17 protein-coding genes and 2 pseudogenes are annotated in these 16,759 nt (G+C 43.6%); 10 read left to right on the top strand and 9 right to left on the bottom strand.

Annotated features, from left to right (window positions below):
* Positions 1-171: 171 nt before the first annotated feature.
* Positions 172-474 (bottom strand): hypothetical protein, encoded by a 303-nt coding sequence (locus tag ABH008_RS24290; RefSeq protein WP_347990383.1) that lies wholly within the window; start codon positions 472-474, stop codon positions 172-174.
* Positions 475-582: 108 nt separating this feature from the next.
* Complete coding sequence (locus ABH008_RS24285) at positions 583-1,179, bottom strand: DUF6088 family protein (RefSeq protein ID WP_347990382.1); 597 nt, start codon at positions 1,177-1,179, stop codon at positions 583-585.
* A gap of 337 nt (positions 1,180-1,516) precedes the next feature.
* On the opposite strand from ABH008_RS24285, the gene ABH008_RS24280 reads away from it, so the two are divergent.
* The 5 genes from ABH008_RS24280 (at position 1,517) to ABH008_RS24260 (ending at position 4,599) form a co-directional block, all read left to right on the top strand.
* Positions 1,517-2,137, top strand: coding sequence for a ParA family protein (locus ABH008_RS24280; RefSeq protein WP_347990381.1), 621 nt, complete (start codon positions 1,517-1,519; stop codon positions 2,135-2,137).
* 36 nt (positions 2,138-2,173) lie between these two features.
* Positions 2,174-2,434 (top strand): hypothetical protein, encoded by a 261-nt coding sequence (locus tag ABH008_RS24275; RefSeq protein ID WP_347990380.1) that lies wholly within the window; start codon positions 2,174-2,176, stop codon positions 2,432-2,434.
* A gap of 52 nt (positions 2,435-2,486) precedes the next feature.
* Positions 2,487-3,581, top strand: a complete 1,095-nt coding sequence (locus tag ABH008_RS24270) for a replication protein (protein WP_347990379.1) — start codon at positions 2,487-2,489, stop codon at positions 3,579-3,581.
* A gap of 447 nt (positions 3,582-4,028) precedes the next feature.
* The gene (locus ABH008_RS24265) at positions 4,029-4,286 is read left to right on the top strand and encodes a hypothetical protein (RefSeq protein WP_347990378.1); all 258 of its coding nucleotides are present in this window, start codon (positions 4,029-4,031) and stop codon (positions 4,284-4,286) included.
* The gene (locus ABH008_RS24260) at positions 4,276-4,599 is read left to right on the top strand and encodes a toxin-antitoxin system HicB family antitoxin (RefSeq protein ID WP_347990377.1); all 324 of its coding nucleotides are present in this window, start codon (positions 4,276-4,278) and stop codon (positions 4,597-4,599) included. Before ABH008_RS24265 ends, ABH008_RS24260 begins: the two co-directional genes overlap by 11 nt.
* Positions 4,600-4,945: 346 nt before the next feature.
* Here the strand turns inward: ABH008_RS24260 and ABH008_RS24255 are convergent, their stop codons facing one another.
* From ABH008_RS24255 to ABH008_RS24245, 3 genes and pseudogenes are all read right to left on the bottom strand, one after another.
* On the bottom strand, positions 4,946-6,106 hold the full coding sequence (locus ABH008_RS24255) for an IS30 family transposase (protein WP_347990376.1): 1,161 nt from the start codon (positions 6,104-6,106) through the stop codon (positions 4,946-4,948).
* A gap of 27 nt (positions 6,107-6,133) precedes the next feature.
* Entirely contained in the window at positions 6,134-7,102 is a 969-nt protein-coding gene (locus tag ABH008_RS24250; RefSeq protein ID WP_347990375.1) for a DNA-binding protein, read from the bottom strand.
* 236 nt (positions 7,103-7,338) lie between these two features.
* Positions 7,339-7,797, bottom strand: a pseudogene (locus ABH008_RS24245) (Tn3 family transposase); the annotation flags it as partial.
* Positions 7,798-8,272: 475 nt separating this feature from the next.
* On the opposite strand from ABH008_RS24245, the gene ABH008_RS24240 reads away from it, so the two are divergent.
* Both ABH008_RS24240 and ABH008_RS24235 read left to right on the top strand, forming a co-directional pair.
* Positions 8,273-9,136, top strand: coding sequence for an RHS repeat-associated core domain-containing protein (locus ABH008_RS24240; protein WP_347990396.1), 864 nt, complete (start codon positions 8,273-8,275; stop codon positions 9,134-9,136).
* Positions 9,133-9,477 carry a hypothetical protein gene (locus ABH008_RS24235; RefSeq protein ID WP_347990138.1) on the top strand — a complete coding sequence of 115 codons (345 nt, stop codon included), beginning with the start codon at positions 9,133-9,135 and terminating at the stop codon, positions 9,475-9,477. Before ABH008_RS24240 ends, ABH008_RS24235 begins: the two co-directional genes overlap by 4 nt.
* 96 nt (positions 9,478-9,573) lie before the next feature.
* Here the strand turns inward: ABH008_RS24235 and ABH008_RS24230 are convergent, their stop codons facing one another.
* Positions 9,574-12,633, bottom strand: coding sequence for a Tn3 family transposase (locus ABH008_RS24230; protein WP_347990360.1), 3,060 nt, complete (start codon positions 12,631-12,633; stop codon positions 9,574-9,576).
* Positions 12,634-12,904: 271 nt separating this feature from the next.
* Here ABH008_RS24230 and ABH008_RS24225 point away from each other — a divergent pair, with 271 nt between their 5' ends.
* The 3 genes from ABH008_RS24225 (at position 12,905) to ABH008_RS24215 (ending at position 14,769) form a co-directional block, all read left to right on the top strand.
* A complete protein-coding gene (locus tag ABH008_RS24225) occupies positions 12,905-13,483 on the top strand; it encodes a recombinase family protein (RefSeq protein WP_347990359.1) in 579 nt (192 codons plus the stop codon).
* 80 nt (positions 13,484-13,563) lie between these two features.
* Entirely contained in the window at positions 13,564-14,091 is a 528-nt protein-coding gene (locus ABH008_RS24220; RefSeq protein ID WP_347990358.1) for a GNAT family N-acetyltransferase, read from the top strand.
* 45 nt (positions 14,092-14,136) lie between these two features.
* Positions 14,137-14,769 (top strand): LysE family translocator, encoded by a 633-nt coding sequence (locus tag ABH008_RS24215; RefSeq protein ID WP_347990357.1) that lies wholly within the window; start codon positions 14,137-14,139, stop codon positions 14,767-14,769.
* A gap of 293 nt (positions 14,770-15,062) precedes the next feature.
* On the opposite strand, the pseudogene ABH008_RS24210 reads toward ABH008_RS24215, so the two are convergent.
* The 3 genes and pseudogenes from ABH008_RS24210 to ABH008_RS24200 all read right to left on the bottom strand — a co-directional run.
* Positions 15,063-16,001 (bottom strand): annotated as a pseudogene (locus tag ABH008_RS24210) (DUF4158 domain-containing protein); the annotation flags it as partial.
* 3 nt (positions 16,002-16,004) lie between these two features.
* Positions 16,005-16,391, bottom strand: a complete 387-nt coding sequence (locus ABH008_RS24205) for a type II toxin-antitoxin system VapC family toxin (protein WP_347990374.1) — start codon at positions 16,389-16,391, stop codon at positions 16,005-16,007.
* On the bottom strand, positions 16,388-16,633 hold the full coding sequence (locus ABH008_RS24200; protein WP_347990373.1) for a type II toxin-antitoxin system prevent-host-death family antitoxin: 246 nt from the start codon (positions 16,631-16,633) through the stop codon (positions 16,388-16,390). The genes ABH008_RS24205 and ABH008_RS24200 overlap by 4 nt, the downstream gene beginning before the upstream one ends.
* Between the last annotated feature and the right edge of the window lie 126 nt (positions 16,634-16,759).

Genomic DNA, 16,759 nt, shown 5'->3' with positions numbered 1-16,759 from the left:
CCATCCGGCTGCGGTCATGGATATGAGTTTTGCCAATCAGGCTTTGTGCATGGCGTTTTTGCGGCAATATGGGGTTCTGTGTAAGAACCCCTTCTAAGCTATCCTATGAGACTTTGGTGTTGTTTGTTAAACTCACCCTAAGCTGGGAGAGCCTTATTAATTGCCATTGGTCTAATGATAGGATGTTTGAGTTAGAAACTTTACAGTCGGGTCGTTTTCCAGAACATTACGAATAGTGTTATTAGACGCGGTTAACTCGTTTTCTTGAATTGATATGAAATCACTATTTAAAGCGCGTAAGAGAATCAGTTTTGCAATTGCAAGATTAGAAGTAGCTCGTAATTGTCCTACAAAGTTTTGTTCTGGTCCGTTTATATCGTTTTCGTTTAGCTCAAGGGCAACATCAAGTTGCTGCAATAACTTTCTCAAACCAATATCATCAAGGGCAAGAATTTTAGTTGCAAAATCATTCATATTAATTAAGTTCGTTTAAAAATGTTTTAATTTTAAAAATTTACTAAAAGAATTAGGGGTTATTAAACCAAAAAACGGTTTGTTCCACGATACCCCTGGAGATACATTTTAGACGGCATGTTTCATTTCTTCAGCATGAAATAGTTTTTCAAAAAAACTCTTCGTTCTCGCCCCTGCATACTCTTGAACAGTTTTCATCAGTTTGGGCTTATCCATGCTGCGTACTTTTTCGGCGACGCTGTTAAGAACGCTTTCTTTATCCTCCGCCAGGAAGTGAAGATTATTGATAAGATCCACTAACAAGAATTCCTGACTGCTTTTCTCCGGAAAGCGCGGTCTTTTCAAAAAATAGAAGTGCCGGCCGTTCAGTGTATATCTGCCATCCCGCTTATGGTTATAAACCAGCTTCTCGTTATAAAGCTGCGTGGTGCCTACGCCCAGGGAGTTATAGGCATTTAAGGATGCCATATAGAAATGGTCGTCTTTAAGGAAAGCGCGGATCAGCGTTTCGTCTTCTGGCGGTATATCACCAAAAGCCGTTTTCTTGGGACAGTAGTAAACGCCCCCCGCAAGCTTCTGGATAATCCCTTTGCTGACCAGTTGCTGTAAATGGCGGTCAACGGCATTTGACCATTTGGCCAGATCGGCCCGCCGATAAACTTGCCCCGGTTGAAGATGTTCTTGTAGTTCGTTGACTTTAGGCATGCCCCCTCCTCCGCTCCTACTATAGAGCAACCTGGATTGAATGTCATTTATTTAGTCTAAAAAACATGCATATTACTTTGCATTAGGATGAGATACGGGAAAAATCGATGTCAGATAAACTTGAACCACACAAATCAGTAAATACGTATATAGCTTTATGCGTATTTATATAGTATGCGAATAAAGGTCTGTTAAGCTTGCCAGTCATGGCTAGCGACCAATGCATTATGGGGTATTGAAGGTGCGTACATCACTATTTAAATAAATACGTATTTATGGTACTATGTATATAGTTAAATACAAATCTACTTTAATGCGTTAATACTTGGATACGCTTATGCGCACATTGGTAATAGCCAGTCAAAAGGGTGGCGTCGGAAAAACTACTTTGGCAGGCCATTTGTCTGTATTCGCCGAACAGAACAAAAATGGCCCTGTTGCTCTGATTGATACCGACCCCCAAGGCTCACTTGCGAGTTGGTGGAATGAGCGTTCAGCAGAAACCCCTATTTTTGCTAGCGTTAGCATTGCTAATTTAAATGAGCATTTACGCGAGCTTGAAAGATGCGGTGTTAAGCTGGCAATTATTGATACTCCGCCGGCAGTGACTACAACTATCAAGATGGTCATTGCAGTTGCAGACCTCGTATTAATTCCAACTAGGCCAAGTCCACACGATTTACGTGCCGTTGGTTCTACTGTCGAAATGGTTGAGTCGGCCAATAAGCCAATGATATTTGTTATCAATGGTGCAGCTGCGCGCGCTCGGATTACAGGTGAAGCTGCAATCGCCCTTTCCCAGCACGGTACCGTAGCACCGGTCACTATTTATCAACGTACTGATTTCGCGGCCTCAATGATTGATGGGCGCACTGTGCAAGAAATTGATCCGGGAAGTCGATCAGCAGGCGAAATTAAAGAGTTATGGAAATACGTATTTAAGAAACTACGTAAGTAGATATTTAGCTTAATCTATATTTGAGGATTTATGCAAATGGCTAAAACAGCAACTTTAAGTTCTGGCCTTGTCGCCAGAAAGGGCGCAGCAGTTCCAACTGTAACAGAAACAGATACCGAACACTTATCACCAGTTTCCCCCATCAAGAAGACAGAAGCAGGCTATTACAAGGCACTGACGGTAAAACTAGACAAAGAAAGATTTCACAAACTAAAACAAGCTGGACTAATCGCAGACAAAAGTAGCCAAGAAATTTTTGTTGAGGCTCTGGATGCTTATCTAAGCAAAGATGTTTGATAAATCACTGAGTCGAGTTAAAAAGTAACGGAAATCAAGCAAAGGTTACGACATGGCAAAGGCAAAACCTAAAAAGGACGACGTGGTTATTCCCCCCACAAAATCAGATTTCGGTGGGCAACAACTTGACTTGTTCCAATCGTTTCTCTGCAACACCGAGAACGAACGTGACCGACTGTCCAATACCTTCGATCTTTGGGATAGTGTGCCGCGTTATTCTGTATCACGTCAGGCAATGGACAAGATGCGTAAGGCTGGAACGTTCACACAGTTGCTGAGCGTCCCATTCAACTATCGTGGTCGCGAATTAGAGGCTATCATTCAACCCGCTTGGATACAGAACAAGGACAGTACTGTCACAGGTTATTATCCAAGTGCAAATGAAGAACTAATCGAAGATGCTTTGCGCAAAATCGCTGCTGAACAGAATTATGGGTATTTCGATAAACCAAATTACCGTAGTGGGGTGGTCTTCTCGCTACATATGTTGCGAGAAGAATTAAAAAAACGAGGCCATACACGATCCTATCAACAAATCGTTTTAAGTCTACGAATCCTCGCCAGAAGCTCGATTGAAATTGCCACGACAGACGACAAAAACGGAGAGGGGTTCTCAATCAATCCATATTTTTCCGGATTGTCAGCGGTATCCAGAAGTAAGCTTGATGACGATCCAGATGCAAAATGGATTGTGCAATTTCACCCCCTAGTAACACAGGCAATTGATGCGGTGACCTATCGTCAATTCAACTATGCACAAATGATGGGACATCGAACCCAGCTCGCCCGCTGGCTACACAAACAGCTTTCTCTCAAGTTTACATTTGCAAGCTTAATCACTTCGTTCGATATGCGTTTCAGCACAATCAAACGTGATAGTGCTTTGCTGGAAGGCTATAAGCTGCAACGTCAAGCAGTTGCAGCACTTGATGACGCCCTTGACGAGCTCAAAGCTAGTGGGGTATTAAGTACCACTCAAAAAAACGAGATACGCGGCGAACGTGCCAAGCTAGAAGATGTAATTTACACACTGACTGCCTCGCGGGAATTCATTACAGAAATCAAAGCAGCCAATAAACGACAGTCTTTAAGTGAGAAAAGCAAAGAAATCATTGTGGGAAAAAACCTCCCGACCAAGAAGCGGTAGTTATAGGTGACGGGTCAAGGCGTTTTACGGTAGTTATAGGTGACAGGTTGCGGTAGTTATAGGTGACAGGAAGCTTTTTCACATCAAATAGACCTATAGCCTAGCCTCAATTTCGGTAGTTATAGCTGACGGGTCGTAAAAAAACCGGTAGTTATAGCTGACGGGTCGTAAAAAAACCGGTAGTTATAGCTGACGGGTCGGTTTTTTGAGGCCTGGAATAGGAAGATAGAAGCCACTTTTTAGCCTAATTTCATCAACAAGTGGTAGTTATAGCTGACGGGTTGTTTCATTAAGTCATTGTAAATGAATTGAAATAATGACATTTTTTTGCTCTTATTCTTTTAATCTTTATTTAACCTTTATTTAATCATGCTACGCCTGTGAATAACTACGATTAAACACAAAGATCAATTGACAAAATGGTGTCACTATTGATACCGTATAACGATGCCTACTTCCAAAAAAATCCTTGATCAAATGCGACGGGAACCCAACAATGTTCGGTTCTCAGACTTGCATAAAATTTGTGAAGAATTTTTTGGAAAACCGCGTCAATCAGGCACAAGCCATACCATATTCAAAACACCTTGGCCTGGCGATCCGCGTGTGAACATTCAGAACGACAAAGGTAAAGCCAAAGCTTATCAGGTCAAACAGATACTGTTAGCCATCGACAAGTTAAAGGGGAATCCAAATGAACATTGAACATTACACCTATCGAGTTACCTGGTCTCCAGAAGATAATGAACATGTCGGTCTCTGTGTCGAACTACCTTCCTTGTCCTGGTTGGCGACTACGCCTGAAGAAGCCTTGACAGGTATCAGACAGCTCATTGCCGAAGTCATCAAAGATATGCAAAGCAATGGTGAAGTTATTCCAGAACCGCTATCAGAAAAACACTACAGCGGTGAATTTAGAGTCCGTATCCCATCAGAAGTACATCGCACTTTAGCGATGCAAGCGGCAGAGCAAGGTATTAGCCTGAATCGCTTAGCCAGTGCCAAGTTAGCCGGGTAAAATTTGAAAAAACGAAAGATGTGCATGATCAGGCAATTACTAAAATTGAAAAACCAATTCCTTCCCGTAATTGCCATCCATGGCAATTATACCAAATAAACAGATGATTTACCTTTTTTAATATTTTTAGTAAGGCATCAATTCCTAATCACATAACAGCACCGACAAGGCAATTCCCTTCAATCAAAGCTTTTTGTTTTACGCCAGGAAGGAATAGGGCAGGGCGGCCCCAATGAAATCCTTACTCAACCAGCGGTGCGTAGCTGTCGGGCATGGAAACCCGCCGAGTAGCCCAACAAACGGCAGGTTTTAAAGACTAAGAGATTTTTAGTTAGGTGTGGTGAGTTCAACTGGTCATTGCAACGCATTCGTTTAGTTTATCACCAGGCATCATGTAGCCCAGTGTTTTTCTAGGTCTCGTATTAAGCTTTAAAGCAATCTCATCTAGGTCTTGCTGACTATAACCGCTTAAATCGGTCCCTTTGGGAAAATATTGTCTTAATAATCGGTTTGTATTTTCATTGGTTCCTCGCTGCCAAGGGCTTCTTGGATCGCAAAAATACATTGCCACATCGGTGGCTACAGTAAATCTTTTATGTTGAGCTAATTCAGTACCACGATCCCATGTCAACGAAGCCATTAAGCCGGAAGGAAGTTGCTGTACCTGACGAATTAATGCATTCACAACATTCGTCGTATCTTTGCCATCAACTTGAACCAGCAACACAAATCGTGACCGACGTTCAACTAGAGTAGCAATATGGCTGTTTTTAGACCCCGTAATCAGATCACCTTCCCAATGCCCAGGTATTGCACGATCCTCAACCTCTGCAGGTCGATCTTTTATCGATACCGCATCAATAATTTGCCCTCTTGGCTGGCCTTCAGTTGTTGATGCCTTACCTTGCCGCATCATTCGTTTCGATCGTAGATGTCCGATTAATTCCTTTTTCAAAACGCCGCGTGCTTGAATATACAGGCTTTTATAGATTGTTTCATGTGAGACATGCATATTGATATCGTTTGGATATTTATGTTTAAGCCAGCCAGCAATTTGCTCAGGAGACCAATCGAAACCGAGTTTAGTTGCCACCATGATTTGTAGTTGAGAATGTGTAGCCAGTCGACAGGGCTTAGGTCGCTGTGCTTGATCCCATGCTTTTGAATCAGCTTCGATTGCTCGATATTGATCTTTATTACCATTACGGGCAATTTCACGGCAGATAGTAGAGGGTGATCTTGCTAGTTTTGATGCAATCTGTCGCATTGATTCACCAGCCGCCAGTCCTCGCGATATTTCTTCGCGCTCAACTAGACTCAGTGACCTAGCCGATCTTGAGCGAGTTGCAGGAATAATTCCACCATGAGCGGATAAAACAGTATGCACGGATCCAGCATGCTTACCAAGGGCACGACCTATCTCACTGAGTGATTGTCCTAATTTCCATCTTTGCCACAACTCAACCTTTTGAGCTGCGGATAAACCGGGTCGACCTTTCTGTGCCATTGATTCACCTCTGTTAATAATATTAAATCAGATAGTGTTGCAATGACCAGTTGAACTCACCGTTGTTTTCTTTGCTCCAGTGGTTTTCGCCGGCTGATGGCTGCTAAGCGCCTGTAGGAGTTCTGCGGCTTGGGCTTTCGTGGCCTCAAGTTGTCCGCGTAATTGAGCCGCTTCCTCGCGGGCTGTGACCGCTTGTTTGTGTGCGTTGTCTCTATCCGCCTCAATCTTCGTTAATTTCTCGGCAACACGATGAGTTTCTTCAGCAGTGCGCTTGCGTTGTTCTTGGTGCGTTTCTTCTGCGGCAGCGGCTTGGGCTTTTACGGTCGCCAGTTCTGCGCGTTCCTGGTCTCGCTCAGCGGCTAAGGATTGAACGGCTTTTTTCTGCTCGGCCAGTTCCGTCCGGATTCTTTCTAGTTCGATAGCATGTTGTTCGCCGGCGCTCTTGGCGGTTTGTTCGGTTAACGCCAGACGCTCGCGCAATTGCGCCAGTTCTACAGCTTGGGCCTGACTAGTTGCCTGAGCATCGGCCAAGTGTTTTTCAAAGACTTCGGATTCCGCTCTGACTTCATTCAGTTTGGTTTCCAAATCATCGACCGTGCTGGATGCATCCGCTAATTCACGTTCGGCCTGTTCGCGTTGATCGCCAGCGGCTCTGACTACTTCTCCTACCCGGCGCTCTGCTGCTTTGACCGCCTTGTCGTTCAATTCAACAGCCAGCATGGAAAGGCGTTCTGTGAGTGTTTTAGTGACCATAGCCACTTCCTCGGCCACCTCAATAGGCAATTCAGCCACCGGTTCCGCTCTGGTGACAGACTGGCTGGCCAGATGCTCATCCCAAACCTGCTTAAGACGACCGGGATTACCACCACCCACTTTCTGGCGTAAAGCAAAACCCGTGATATTGCGGCCAGCGTCTCGCAGCTCTTGACCGGCTTGGATGATGGCTTCCGGCGCAAATTCGGCAGGGCGGCCAGTTTGTATCGTGGTGGCTTGCATGAGGATTTCTCCTTTAAGTTGATGGGTTCAGTATAGCACATAATAAAATAATAAACAAACTAATTTATTAACAAACAAAGTAATAAACAAACTAACTTATTATTTCTTATTTTTATCGCTTAAGCCTCGTGACAAATGACCTTTATTTGTAAAGCTCACGAAAATGGCCGACTTTGGGGGTGTAAGCCCAAACCGCCGAAAATTCCGACGAATCGTTTTCAGCTGTTACAGCCCCATTATTCCAGCTCCAATTTAGCCACAATCGCATCAAGGTCTATGTTCTGCCCGCTATCTCTGAAGGCATAATGGCCATTAAAATGAATATTCCGCCAGGCCGCAGGCGAGACTTTCTTGATGAGTGCCAAAATCTTCAGTTTGGGGGATGCTTCATATTTGTCGAGTATCCGTGACAGGATAGCGGAATTATAATAAATGATCGCATTTGCGATTAGCCGCCCACATTCGTTACTGACCTCAATATCCAGATCCGTCCTGCCAGTGAGTTCCTTCTTGCCGCCAACCTGCGCGATTGCTGCTCGCAGTTGGTGATAAGATTCGATCCGGTTTTGCGAACGATGCGAGTTGCGCTCGATTTGTGGGTCGCGCAAATATCGCAATGTGTAAATGCTGCGGATTAGCTTATCGAACTCGAAGACCGCGCTACGGGTTGGGTTTGATTGCGTGTAGGTACATAATGGGTGTTAATAAACAAAAGGCTCTAAAGTTTCATAGGCTTTATAAGTAATCGCAAATGTGGGGCACATGGACAAACTAATGAGACCACATTGGCCTATATACTGGGTTTGCGTTGCTCTATGGGCTTCTACGTTGGTCTATATTTGGGTGCTAATAAACAAAAGGCTCTAAAGTTCCATACAAATTTTCTAAATGCCTTATCCAGCAAGGCTTTCAGCAAGTTTTCGACTTCTCAAAATTAGGCCGTTCTGTCCATGAAATTTTTAGGCGGTATAAACAATTAGACTTTTTCGTTCCAAGAATAAAGGATTTATGTTAAATATAGACCAACGTAGAAGCCCATAGAGCAACGCAAACCCAGTATATAGGCCAATGTGGTCTCATTAGTTTGTCCATGTGCCCCACATTTGCGATTACTTATAAAGCCTATGAAACTTTAGAGCCTTTTGTTTATTAACACCCTCTTTTGGAACCATATCCAACGCCTCCGGTAGTAGTAACAACCTGTTGAAATATACTGGACGTGAGCAGGATACAGAAACGGGGTTTTATTATTATCGAGACAGGTATTATGATCCTATCACTGGGCGGTTTATTAGTGAAGACCGTAAGGGGTTTGGAGCAGGGGTTAATTTTTATACCTATGCCAATAATAATCCGGTTAATGGGAATGATCCAACTGGTTTTGTTGATGTTACTTACACGGCAGGTTCAAACAATCCTACAATTACGAACTCGCCATTAGCAGGAGTTAATTATCAGGTATCTGATTCAAATGGTAATACTGCCTCAATGGGAGTTGGTGTTTATAATATGGTAGTTCAGCAAGGTAATAGTTTTAATACTGTTTTCAATGTTAACCAAACTAATTCATACATAAACGGTGGCGTTAATTATATTCTAAATAATAGGCTAAATGGTGCGACTGGCGATGCTAGTTTTGACGAAATTGCACAACAGTCTGTAACTGGTGGCCCATGGGATACAAAACAATACTTGCCTAATAATGCAGTTTATTTTTTAAATGACCAAGCCGAATTAAATGACTATGTTGGTAATGTAATTTGGGCAGCAGGTGTTAATTCTTTAGGTTTATCACAAACAACAGCAATAATTGGCGCTCAGGCATATGCTTTGAAGTCAAATGACACTTTTGATGATCCTAGAGATCAAGAAGCCATAAACTACGGATATTCTCTTACATTGCCTTTACCCACACAATCATCAGGTAGTTTATCCCTATCTGATGAAGAAGATAGTGCGGCGGCTGATGGAGGTTTTGTTATTTATCCAAATAAATCAAATACAAATCAAATAAGATCTGTTTATTCAAAATGAAGTATTTAATTTCCTTTATTCGTTATTTGATTATCAGTTCATTATTCGGTATTTTGTATGCAATAATGTTTCTTGAGGTTGATGAATTACTGTGTAAAAGTAAAAGTGGTCAAACTGCCGCTGGGGGTGGTGCGGCGATTGGACTATTATCTCTAAAATATTTTTTTATATCATGGATAGTTTCAATGGTTATTTTATTTGCCATTAATATAATGCAAAAATATAGTTTATTGAAATCAAATACATCTTTTTCGTTTAAAATGCTCATTGTTTTAGGAGTGACATTAGTCATTACTTTTGATTCTATTTTAAGCTTTTGGCGGTCATTAGATTGTGTGTAGTTCTAACTTTTATGCTTATTGTTTGAATAATCCGGTTAATGGGGTTATTTAACCAAAAGAACGGTTTGTCCCGCGATACCCCTGGAGCCCTCGGTATTAGCGGCTTGCAGCCGAAATATCGATTTCAAATTCGCCAATAAGTTTCTTGATAACCTCTTGAATATTAACAATATGTTCTCGATTGTAAAATTCATACTTGCCAATGAAGTTGATATGCTGCCAGGCAACAGGTGAAAATCTTACTATTTCTTTCGCCTTTTCCGGATCAATCGTTAGATAGTGCTGATAAAGCGCCGATAGAATGGTCGCATTATAAAAAATCACCGCGTTGGCAATGAGCCTGATGGATTCGGCATTAATGTCGAGTTCAATTTCAGTTTTTCCATTAAGCATCCTGCCGCCGCTGACTTTGGAAATAGTGGAGCTTAACTGGTGGTAGGATTCGCCACGGTTCAATGAGCCTTGCACCACTTCGCGGATTTCCTTGCTATCGATATAATCCAGCAAATAATCGGTCATAATGATTTCATCAAAGGCAATCAAGGCTTTTAAGGTCGAATCGATCTTTTTACAAGACGATAATTTACTCACAATATGGCTTTGCGTGGTCTTTTTGATTGCCAGAGAGGCTAGAATTCTCAAAATTTTATCCCATTCCTTAATAATGAGCGATTTATTGACCTTTTTGCTGGGCTTAATAAGGTGTTTTGCGTACTTGTCGATCTCATCGAAACTCACCAATTTTTGATCTGATTTATCAGATAGCTGAGTAAAGCGAGGCATAAATCGATAGCCAAACATATACATTAAGGCAAAGTTAACGCGATTGATACTGTGCATATCGCCGGATACCGCCGTAATTTCAACATCTGATGTATTACTTTCGACAATATCCAGTAAGAAGTGACTTTCGTGCTGGTTTGCACCGATGACTTTCAGACGCAAGGGGAGATGATTGCCGATGAGTCCCAATAAGACCACGCCTTTCAGAAGGCCAAAATATTTTTTTCCGTACCTGGATTTGATCGTATGGTATTTCGTTGCCAATTTTTGACCGTCAACACTGGCGTGAACACCGTAGTCAGCTAAATTATACTCGCCAAAAATGGGCAGCTTGGCGGTATGGTTCATAATCACATCATTGGCGGCGCATAGGGTTTGAAAGCGAATATAGCTTTTACTAACCCGATCCAGATCTTGCTCTTTTACATCGCTGATCGCCTTCATTTTCTTCGCTTCAACCCCCGTTGCATTGGCGATAACACAGGCATGAATAACTTCAGGGTCGGGGTGTGACTTCGCGTATTTTGGCTGAAGATGTGAAAAAGACTTTAGAAAACCGGTAGCCTCTGCCGAAAACTTAAGAATATCGCCGATGCTTGAGACCAAGAGCTTTTCATAGAATGGATTGTTAATCCCGTCATCAAGACGGGTATAAGGCAAAGTCCAGTTAACCAGCTCGCCTTGCTTATTGCGATGAATTTTTAGGCTAGAGTTTTCACCGTTTTTAATGTTTTGGTTCACTCGCGCATATTTCTCTTTCAGGCTGGCTTCGAGTTTACTTAATAAGTCTTCGATGTTCATTGACAATAAAGGCATGTTGAGCTGCTTTAATATTTCATCTTTATGTTGCGCCCAATATTCAATGTCGATCAGTTCATCGTCCAGGGTACGATAGCAATTACTGTCTTTAATAAACACGCTGGTATTGGCAATGCCCTGTTTTAGCTGGCTATAAACCATGCATTCATAGCGGTCGCCATCCACTTTTTTGACCTTCTTATCATCGACCAGCACTTTATAGGTGAGGTATTTTTTCAGCGATTGAGGAAAAAAGTTCATGGGGATGTCTTCATAGGCATAATCCCGAAATGATAGTCCGCTGCTCAGGTGCCGCCTTAAAAACACAATGGCTTCTGTTAGCCCAGCGTTCGTGCAAGAAAAGTCCAGGACTTTGAAAATTGGCCGCAGGTTCCTTTTTATGGTTAATGCCTGTTGCCCATAGTATTGCCAACGATAGAAGTCCCTGTCTAGATTGGGCTTTTTAAATTCATCTAGAAATTGTTTATAATCGGCTTCTGGAACCACTTCAAAGGCTTTGGCCCTGACTTGTTCATCGGGAATACCGCTATCGATATTGATGGCCAGCACCTTACATGCCTGCTGCCTAAGCTTGGAATCGACGTTTTCAATCAACTCTATTTCTGAACGTTGATAGTCGTTGGCGTCATCGGTATATTTTGTCATCTTCTGTATCAAGCTGGATACCAGATGGTCATTGATTTTAAGAAACCGGCGATGAGCGTAACAAAGCAGGTACAGCCGTACCAGATTTTTATCGGTTAACCGCTTGAGTTTCTGGATGGTGTAAAATTCCGCCAGATTTGCATAGTAGATAATATTCTGTTCTGAGAGTCCCAGCTTAGGCATCAGGGTCTGAGATTTTTGGTAAATGCCGATGACAAGCTGTTGTTTGGCGACGCTATTTTTAATTTCAGTGGTGCTGAAATTCTTCTGATCCTTTTTTAGCAAGGTGAGGTTATAAAACAGTTCGTCGTTCGTTAACAGCTTATCCAATTCCGCACGCAGTTCTTTATCGGCATCGGTGTAAAGTTTATTGACCAGCCAGTTTCTTTCCTCTTGAAGCGCGGTAGTCACAATATCCTGTAAACTTGAATAAGCTGGCCGGATGACATTTTGTTGTTGGCAATAGCTCAACAAGCCTTCCAACACGAACCGCGATAGTGCGTGTCGTTTGACAAGCGCTTTTGCTTCTTTGAGTAATTGGCTTTGAAAATCTGTATCGACATCTTTCAGGCCGAATTTATTCATCACCTCGTAGCGGTTCCGGTAGTGATGATTTTTAGACACCTGCTTTTTGGGAAATGGCTCATCTGGAAAATAAAGCCGCATGATGAACGCCGCATCCGCTTTAACTTTTTGGAAGCTGAATAGGAAGAAGTAATTGACAGCCCGGTAATAACCAAGCTGTAGGATGTAATCCACTTTACAGGTAGTGTTGTTTTCAAAGCTATCGAGCACGGCTATGTCGTCGGTATCGAGGGCAAATAAAAATGATCGATCGTCGTCATCCAGCGTGGGTATTTCGTAAAGATCATTGATTTCGTCCTGGGTTAAAATCGTCAGTCGAGCCATGCTGGTTTCTATTTGATGAGGATGATGGTTATGGCACGGTTATTTCCACACCACTGTTTTTCTCGGTCGCTTGATATTCGAATTCTGATGGATGGGGGCTGCTTTTTAGTCAGTGCAAAAAGTGTACTTTCTGCACTCTAAGTTGACCGGTTCTTTCGGATTGCAATTCCTTTCATTTTTAGTGCAAAAACCTTTGCTAAAATCATAATGCATTTACCTGTACTATGTGTTAACTTTTTGCACTATGTACACCCATTCTACTTCTACAGATATGTCTCTCCATCGAATCGGCTATGCACGGGTCAGCAGTATCGGCCAAAATCTGGATTCTCAAATCGATGCTTTACAGAAAGCCGGTTGCGGGAAAATCTTTTCCGACAAAATGACCGGTTCACACATGGATCGACCTGGCTGGGATCAGTTTTTGGAATATGCTCGCCCAGGTGATACTTTGGTCGTGAGTGAATTAAGCCGCATGACGCGCTCTTTGATGGATTTACTGACAACGGCCAAAGTTTTGGAACAACGACAGATTAACTTGGTGTCATTGCGAGAAAATATCGACACAACAACAGCTACTGGTCGTTGTTTCTTGTCGATGATGGGTGCCATTCACCAAATGGAGCGGGAGCTACGCGCAGAACGGGCGGCGGCAGGCCGTTCATCTGCTAAAGCGCGTGGTAAAACCGGGGGGCGACCTAAGACTGATCCTGAAAAATTGGAAAATGCCAGAATCTTATATGAAAATTCAGGCAAAACCGCTGCTGAGGTATGTGAAATTGCTGGCGTGGGGAGGCGGAAATTCTTCTCCCATATTGCAGAAAAACGAAATGAATCGGGAAAAACATAACATTCCTCGCTGTGTGACTTTTTGTTCACTGTTCCAAAACAGACTTGGAATATAATCTAACCTTATTCGAAGTGTATTCAATGCAAATAACAGAATTGCAAACAGCCCGAACGATCCTCAGGCCATTTACCGAGGATGATGCAATACAGTCATTTTCTTGGTTTGGTGATCCAGAGGTCATGAAATTCACGCCTCATGGCCCAGATATTAATCTGGAGTCCACCATTTTGAGGATAACGCATTATATTGAGCACCAAAATCAATATGGATATGCAAAATGGATAATTCTTGATCGTAATACCATGAAACCGATTGGCGACTCTGGCCCCATGTATTTTCCTGAATGTCATAGTTTCGAGTTAGGCTATAGATTGTTGCCAAGCTTCTGGAACCAAGGTATAGCAACAGAAGTAACATCCGCTTGGATTCGGTATTACTTTCAAATATTAGAGCTGAAATATTTAATGGCGTTTACGCATACAAAAAATCTGGCTTCAATACGTGTTTTGGAAAAAACCGGATTTCAATTCAGCCATCAAGAGCGCCTTATGGGGATGGACAGTATGGTTTTTAATATAGCCAGTGTTGATGCGGAAGCAAATACATAGCCTCAAAGGGAATTTTTTTAAAAATAACGACTGACTTTATAACTTATGCTCGGCACTCATGATCTAACACTTTTTGTAATCTCTGGTCTATTGCTAAATATCACACCTGGCGCAGACTCGCTGTATATTGTTGCCCGTAGTGTCGGCCAAGGTCGTTCTGCCGGCGTAGCCGCCGCACTCGGTATAGCCCTGGGCTGTTACCTGCATATTTTTGCCGCCGCTGTTGGCTTGTCAGCGCTACTTGCGGCTTCTTCGACTGCATTCTCCACGCTTAAGCTGATTGGTGCAGTGTATCTCGTATACATAGGAATTACCTTGATGCGCAGTACTTCACCCTGTTCAGATGCACTAAAGAACTCGCAGCCAGCGTCCCTACGCAGTATTTTTCGTCAAGGCTTTCTGACCAACGTTCTCAACCCAAAAGTGGCGATTTTCTTTCTGGCTTTCGTTCCACAGTTTATCGAGCATGAAGCGCCAAACAAAGCCTTGGCCTTTATCTTCCTGGGCGGGATTTTTAATTTTACTGGCACAATTTGGTGCTTGTTCCTCGCTTGGTTCGCAGACCATCTTAATCAGCGCCTATCTCCCCGCAAGCTTTTATTTGCCTGGCTAACGCGAACAGCGGGAGGCGTGTTTGTATTCCTGGGATTTAAGCTTGCCGTCAGCAAGCAGAACTAAAATACCATTCCATATCCCATCGATATTGTTTCGTATCAGGTTGGAATAGCATCATTACGAACAGTGTGAATAGCATTGTATTCAGAACCTTGGCGTGACGTTGGCGTTACTCATTTACTAATTATTCCTAATCCTTTCGGTCAGCCAACTTTATCGGCAAGCATGAATTTTGTGACGCACAATAAGTTATTAATATTCAATAGGCTATAGAATTTTTAGTGGCGAATTTGAAATCGATATTTCGTCTGAAAGCCGCTAATACCAAGGGCTCCAGGGGTGTCGCGGGACAAACCGTTCTTTTGGTTAATTAACCCCATGTGGAAAGCCATCGCATCGACCAGATTATCGGTAAACTGGCGGTAGCGTTGCCAGGCATAGCACAACAAGTAGAGATAGGTCTGCTCCGGCTTGAGGTTTCGCAAGTCGTGAACGGTATAAAAATTGGCCAAACTCGCATAGTAGAGCAAGTTCTGCTGGGAAACGCCCAACTTGGGCAGCAAGGCTTTTGCAATCCTGTGCAGTGGTTCCAGCAGGGTGCGCTTCTCGCGTTCGCGGATCATCTGACGCCAGCCGAAATTCTTGGCATCCTGCTTTAGCGCCGCTAATTGAGACAGGGTATCATCACGCACCAGGAGCTGGGTCAGCGTGGCTTTGGTCGCGTCATCCAGTATTTCTGCAAGTAGTCCGCCAAGCCGTCGGCGTTCGGAGGAAAGCGTTTCGCTGATCAACTCTTGCAGCGTAGTGTAGCCTGGCCGAATGATTTTGTGGCCGTTAAGCCAGACGAGCAGCTCGACGGCTACAAATCCCGGCGAGACGTCACGCCGCACAATAGACTCGGCCTGACGCGCTAGCTGCGGCAGAAAGTCGGAAGTCCACAACCGATAGCCGAACAACTCGGCAATACGCCCGCGCTGAGTGTAATGCTCATGGTTGGTTATCGGCTTCCTTTCAAATGCATCGCCGATGAAATAACGGCTCAATACAAAGGCGCAATCGTCCTCGACTTCGTTCCAGTCAAAGCGGAAAAAGCTGTGCTTTGCCTTGAAATAACCGATTTGCAAAATGCAATAAACCTGGGCATGAAGACCGGGGCGGCTGGTCGCAAGCATCAGTTCGTTTTCCGAAAGTGCCAGATACTCCAGCCGCTGAGCATCATCAAAATCTGGCAGGCCATATAGAGCATACTGCTCGGCTTCCGATAGTACGGTCAGCAGCTTATTTTTTGCTGCCATTCATTAGACGTGTTGCACTGGACCTGGGTATTCAGCCACATAGGCATCGGACGTCAGTAGCGTGATACCTTCGACAATGGCCTGGGCGACAAGCAGCCGATCAAAAGGGTCTTTATGGATGGGTGGCAAGGTGCCGATGGTGACCGCATGCTCGCTGAGGATCGGCAGTTCATTGTAGCCATTGTCCAGTAGCCCCCGCCGTAACAAGCGCGGATCAACCTGGAAGTCTTTGCGGCCTAAGCCGCATTTGATAACGATTTCCCACAAACTGGCGACGCTGAAGAACAGCTCGTTTTCAGGGGCGCTCATCAGCGCCTGGGCATCCGGTGGCAAATACTCAAAACCTTCCGCCGCCCATAGCAGCAGATGGGTGTCCAATAGCAGCTTCATGCGCCATCCTCAAATAGCTGTACGATTTCTTCTTCGCCCATCCGGTCAAAATCATCCGGTACATGGATTTGTCCAGCCATAAAACCGAACCGCTTGATTTGAGAAGGCTCCGGCGCATTAAGCGCCATCACTTTAACCATCGGCTTGCCAGCCTTGGCGATGACAAACGGTTCACCCTTGGCGGCTTGCTCTACCAGACGGGATAGTTGGGTTTTAGCGTCATGAATATTATATGTCTGCATGATGACAACCTGAATAGACTTAGTTTATATGGTTTAGTTTATCACGGTTCGATACCCTTTTCTAGTTCGAATAAGGTAACCCTTAATCGAACTAGTGGCAAATGGTACTATATAAGATGAAACTAT

The organism is Methylomonas sp. AM2-LC, assembly GCF_039904985.1.
Taxonomy (GTDB): Bacteria; Pseudomonadota; Gammaproteobacteria; order Methylococcales; family Methylomonadaceae; genus Methylomonas.
The sequence above is the reverse complement of the archived record's forward strand: the minus strand, read 5'-3'. Positions and strand labels throughout refer to the sequence as shown.

Bases quoted from the DNA above. Each gene is read 5' to 3' on its own strand.
- ABH008_RS24290 (WP_347990383.1), bottom strand. From the start codon at position 474: ATGAATGATTTTGCAACTAAAATTCTTGCCCTTGATGATATTGGTTTG.
- ABH008_RS24285 (WP_347990382.1), bottom strand. From the start codon at position 1,179: ATGCCTAAAGTCAACGAACTACAAGAACATCTTCAACCGGGGCAAGTT.
- ABH008_RS24280 (WP_347990381.1), top strand. From the start codon at position 1,517: ATGCGCACATTGGTAATAGCCAGTCAAAAGGGTGGCGTCGGAAAAACT.
- ABH008_RS24275 (WP_347990380.1), top strand. From the start codon at position 2,174: ATGGCTAAAACAGCAACTTTAAGTTCTGGCCTTGTCGCCAGAAAGGGC.
- ABH008_RS24270 (WP_347990379.1), top strand. From the start codon at position 2,487: ATGGCAAAGGCAAAACCTAAAAAGGACGACGTGGTTATTCCCCCCACA.
- ABH008_RS24265 (WP_347990378.1), top strand. From the start codon at position 4,029: ATGCCTACTTCCAAAAAAATCCTTGATCAAATGCGACGGGAACCCAAC.
- ABH008_RS24260 (WP_347990377.1), top strand. From the start codon at position 4,276: ATGAACATTGAACATTACACCTATCGAGTTACCTGGTCTCCAGAAGAT.
- ABH008_RS24255 (WP_347990376.1), bottom strand. From the start codon at position 6,106: ATGGCACAGAAAGGTCGACCCGGTTTATCCGCAGCTCAAAAGGTTGAG.
- ABH008_RS24250 (WP_347990375.1), bottom strand. From the start codon at position 7,102: ATGCAAGCCACCACGATACAAACTGGCCGCCCTGCCGAATTTGCGCCG.
- ABH008_RS24235 (WP_347990138.1), top strand. From the start codon at position 9,133: ATGAAGTATTTAATTTCCTTTATTCGTTATTTGATTATCAGTTCATTA.
- ABH008_RS24230 (WP_347990360.1), bottom strand. From the start codon at position 12,633: ATGGCTCGACTGACGATTTTAACCCAGGACGAAATCAATGATCTTTAC.
- ABH008_RS24225 (WP_347990359.1), top strand. From the start codon at position 12,905: ATGTCTCTCCATCGAATCGGCTATGCACGGGTCAGCAGTATCGGCCAA.
- ABH008_RS24220 (WP_347990358.1), top strand. From the start codon at position 13,564: ATGCAAATAACAGAATTGCAAACAGCCCGAACGATCCTCAGGCCATTT.
- ABH008_RS24215 (WP_347990357.1), top strand. From the start codon at position 14,137: ATGCTCGGCACTCATGATCTAACACTTTTTGTAATCTCTGGTCTATTG.
- ABH008_RS24205 (WP_347990374.1), bottom strand. From the start codon at position 16,391: ATGAAGCTGCTATTGGACACCCATCTGCTGCTATGGGCGGCGGAAGGT.
- ABH008_RS24200 (WP_347990373.1), bottom strand. From the start codon at position 16,633: ATGCAGACATATAATATTCATGACGCTAAAACCCAACTATCCCGTCTG.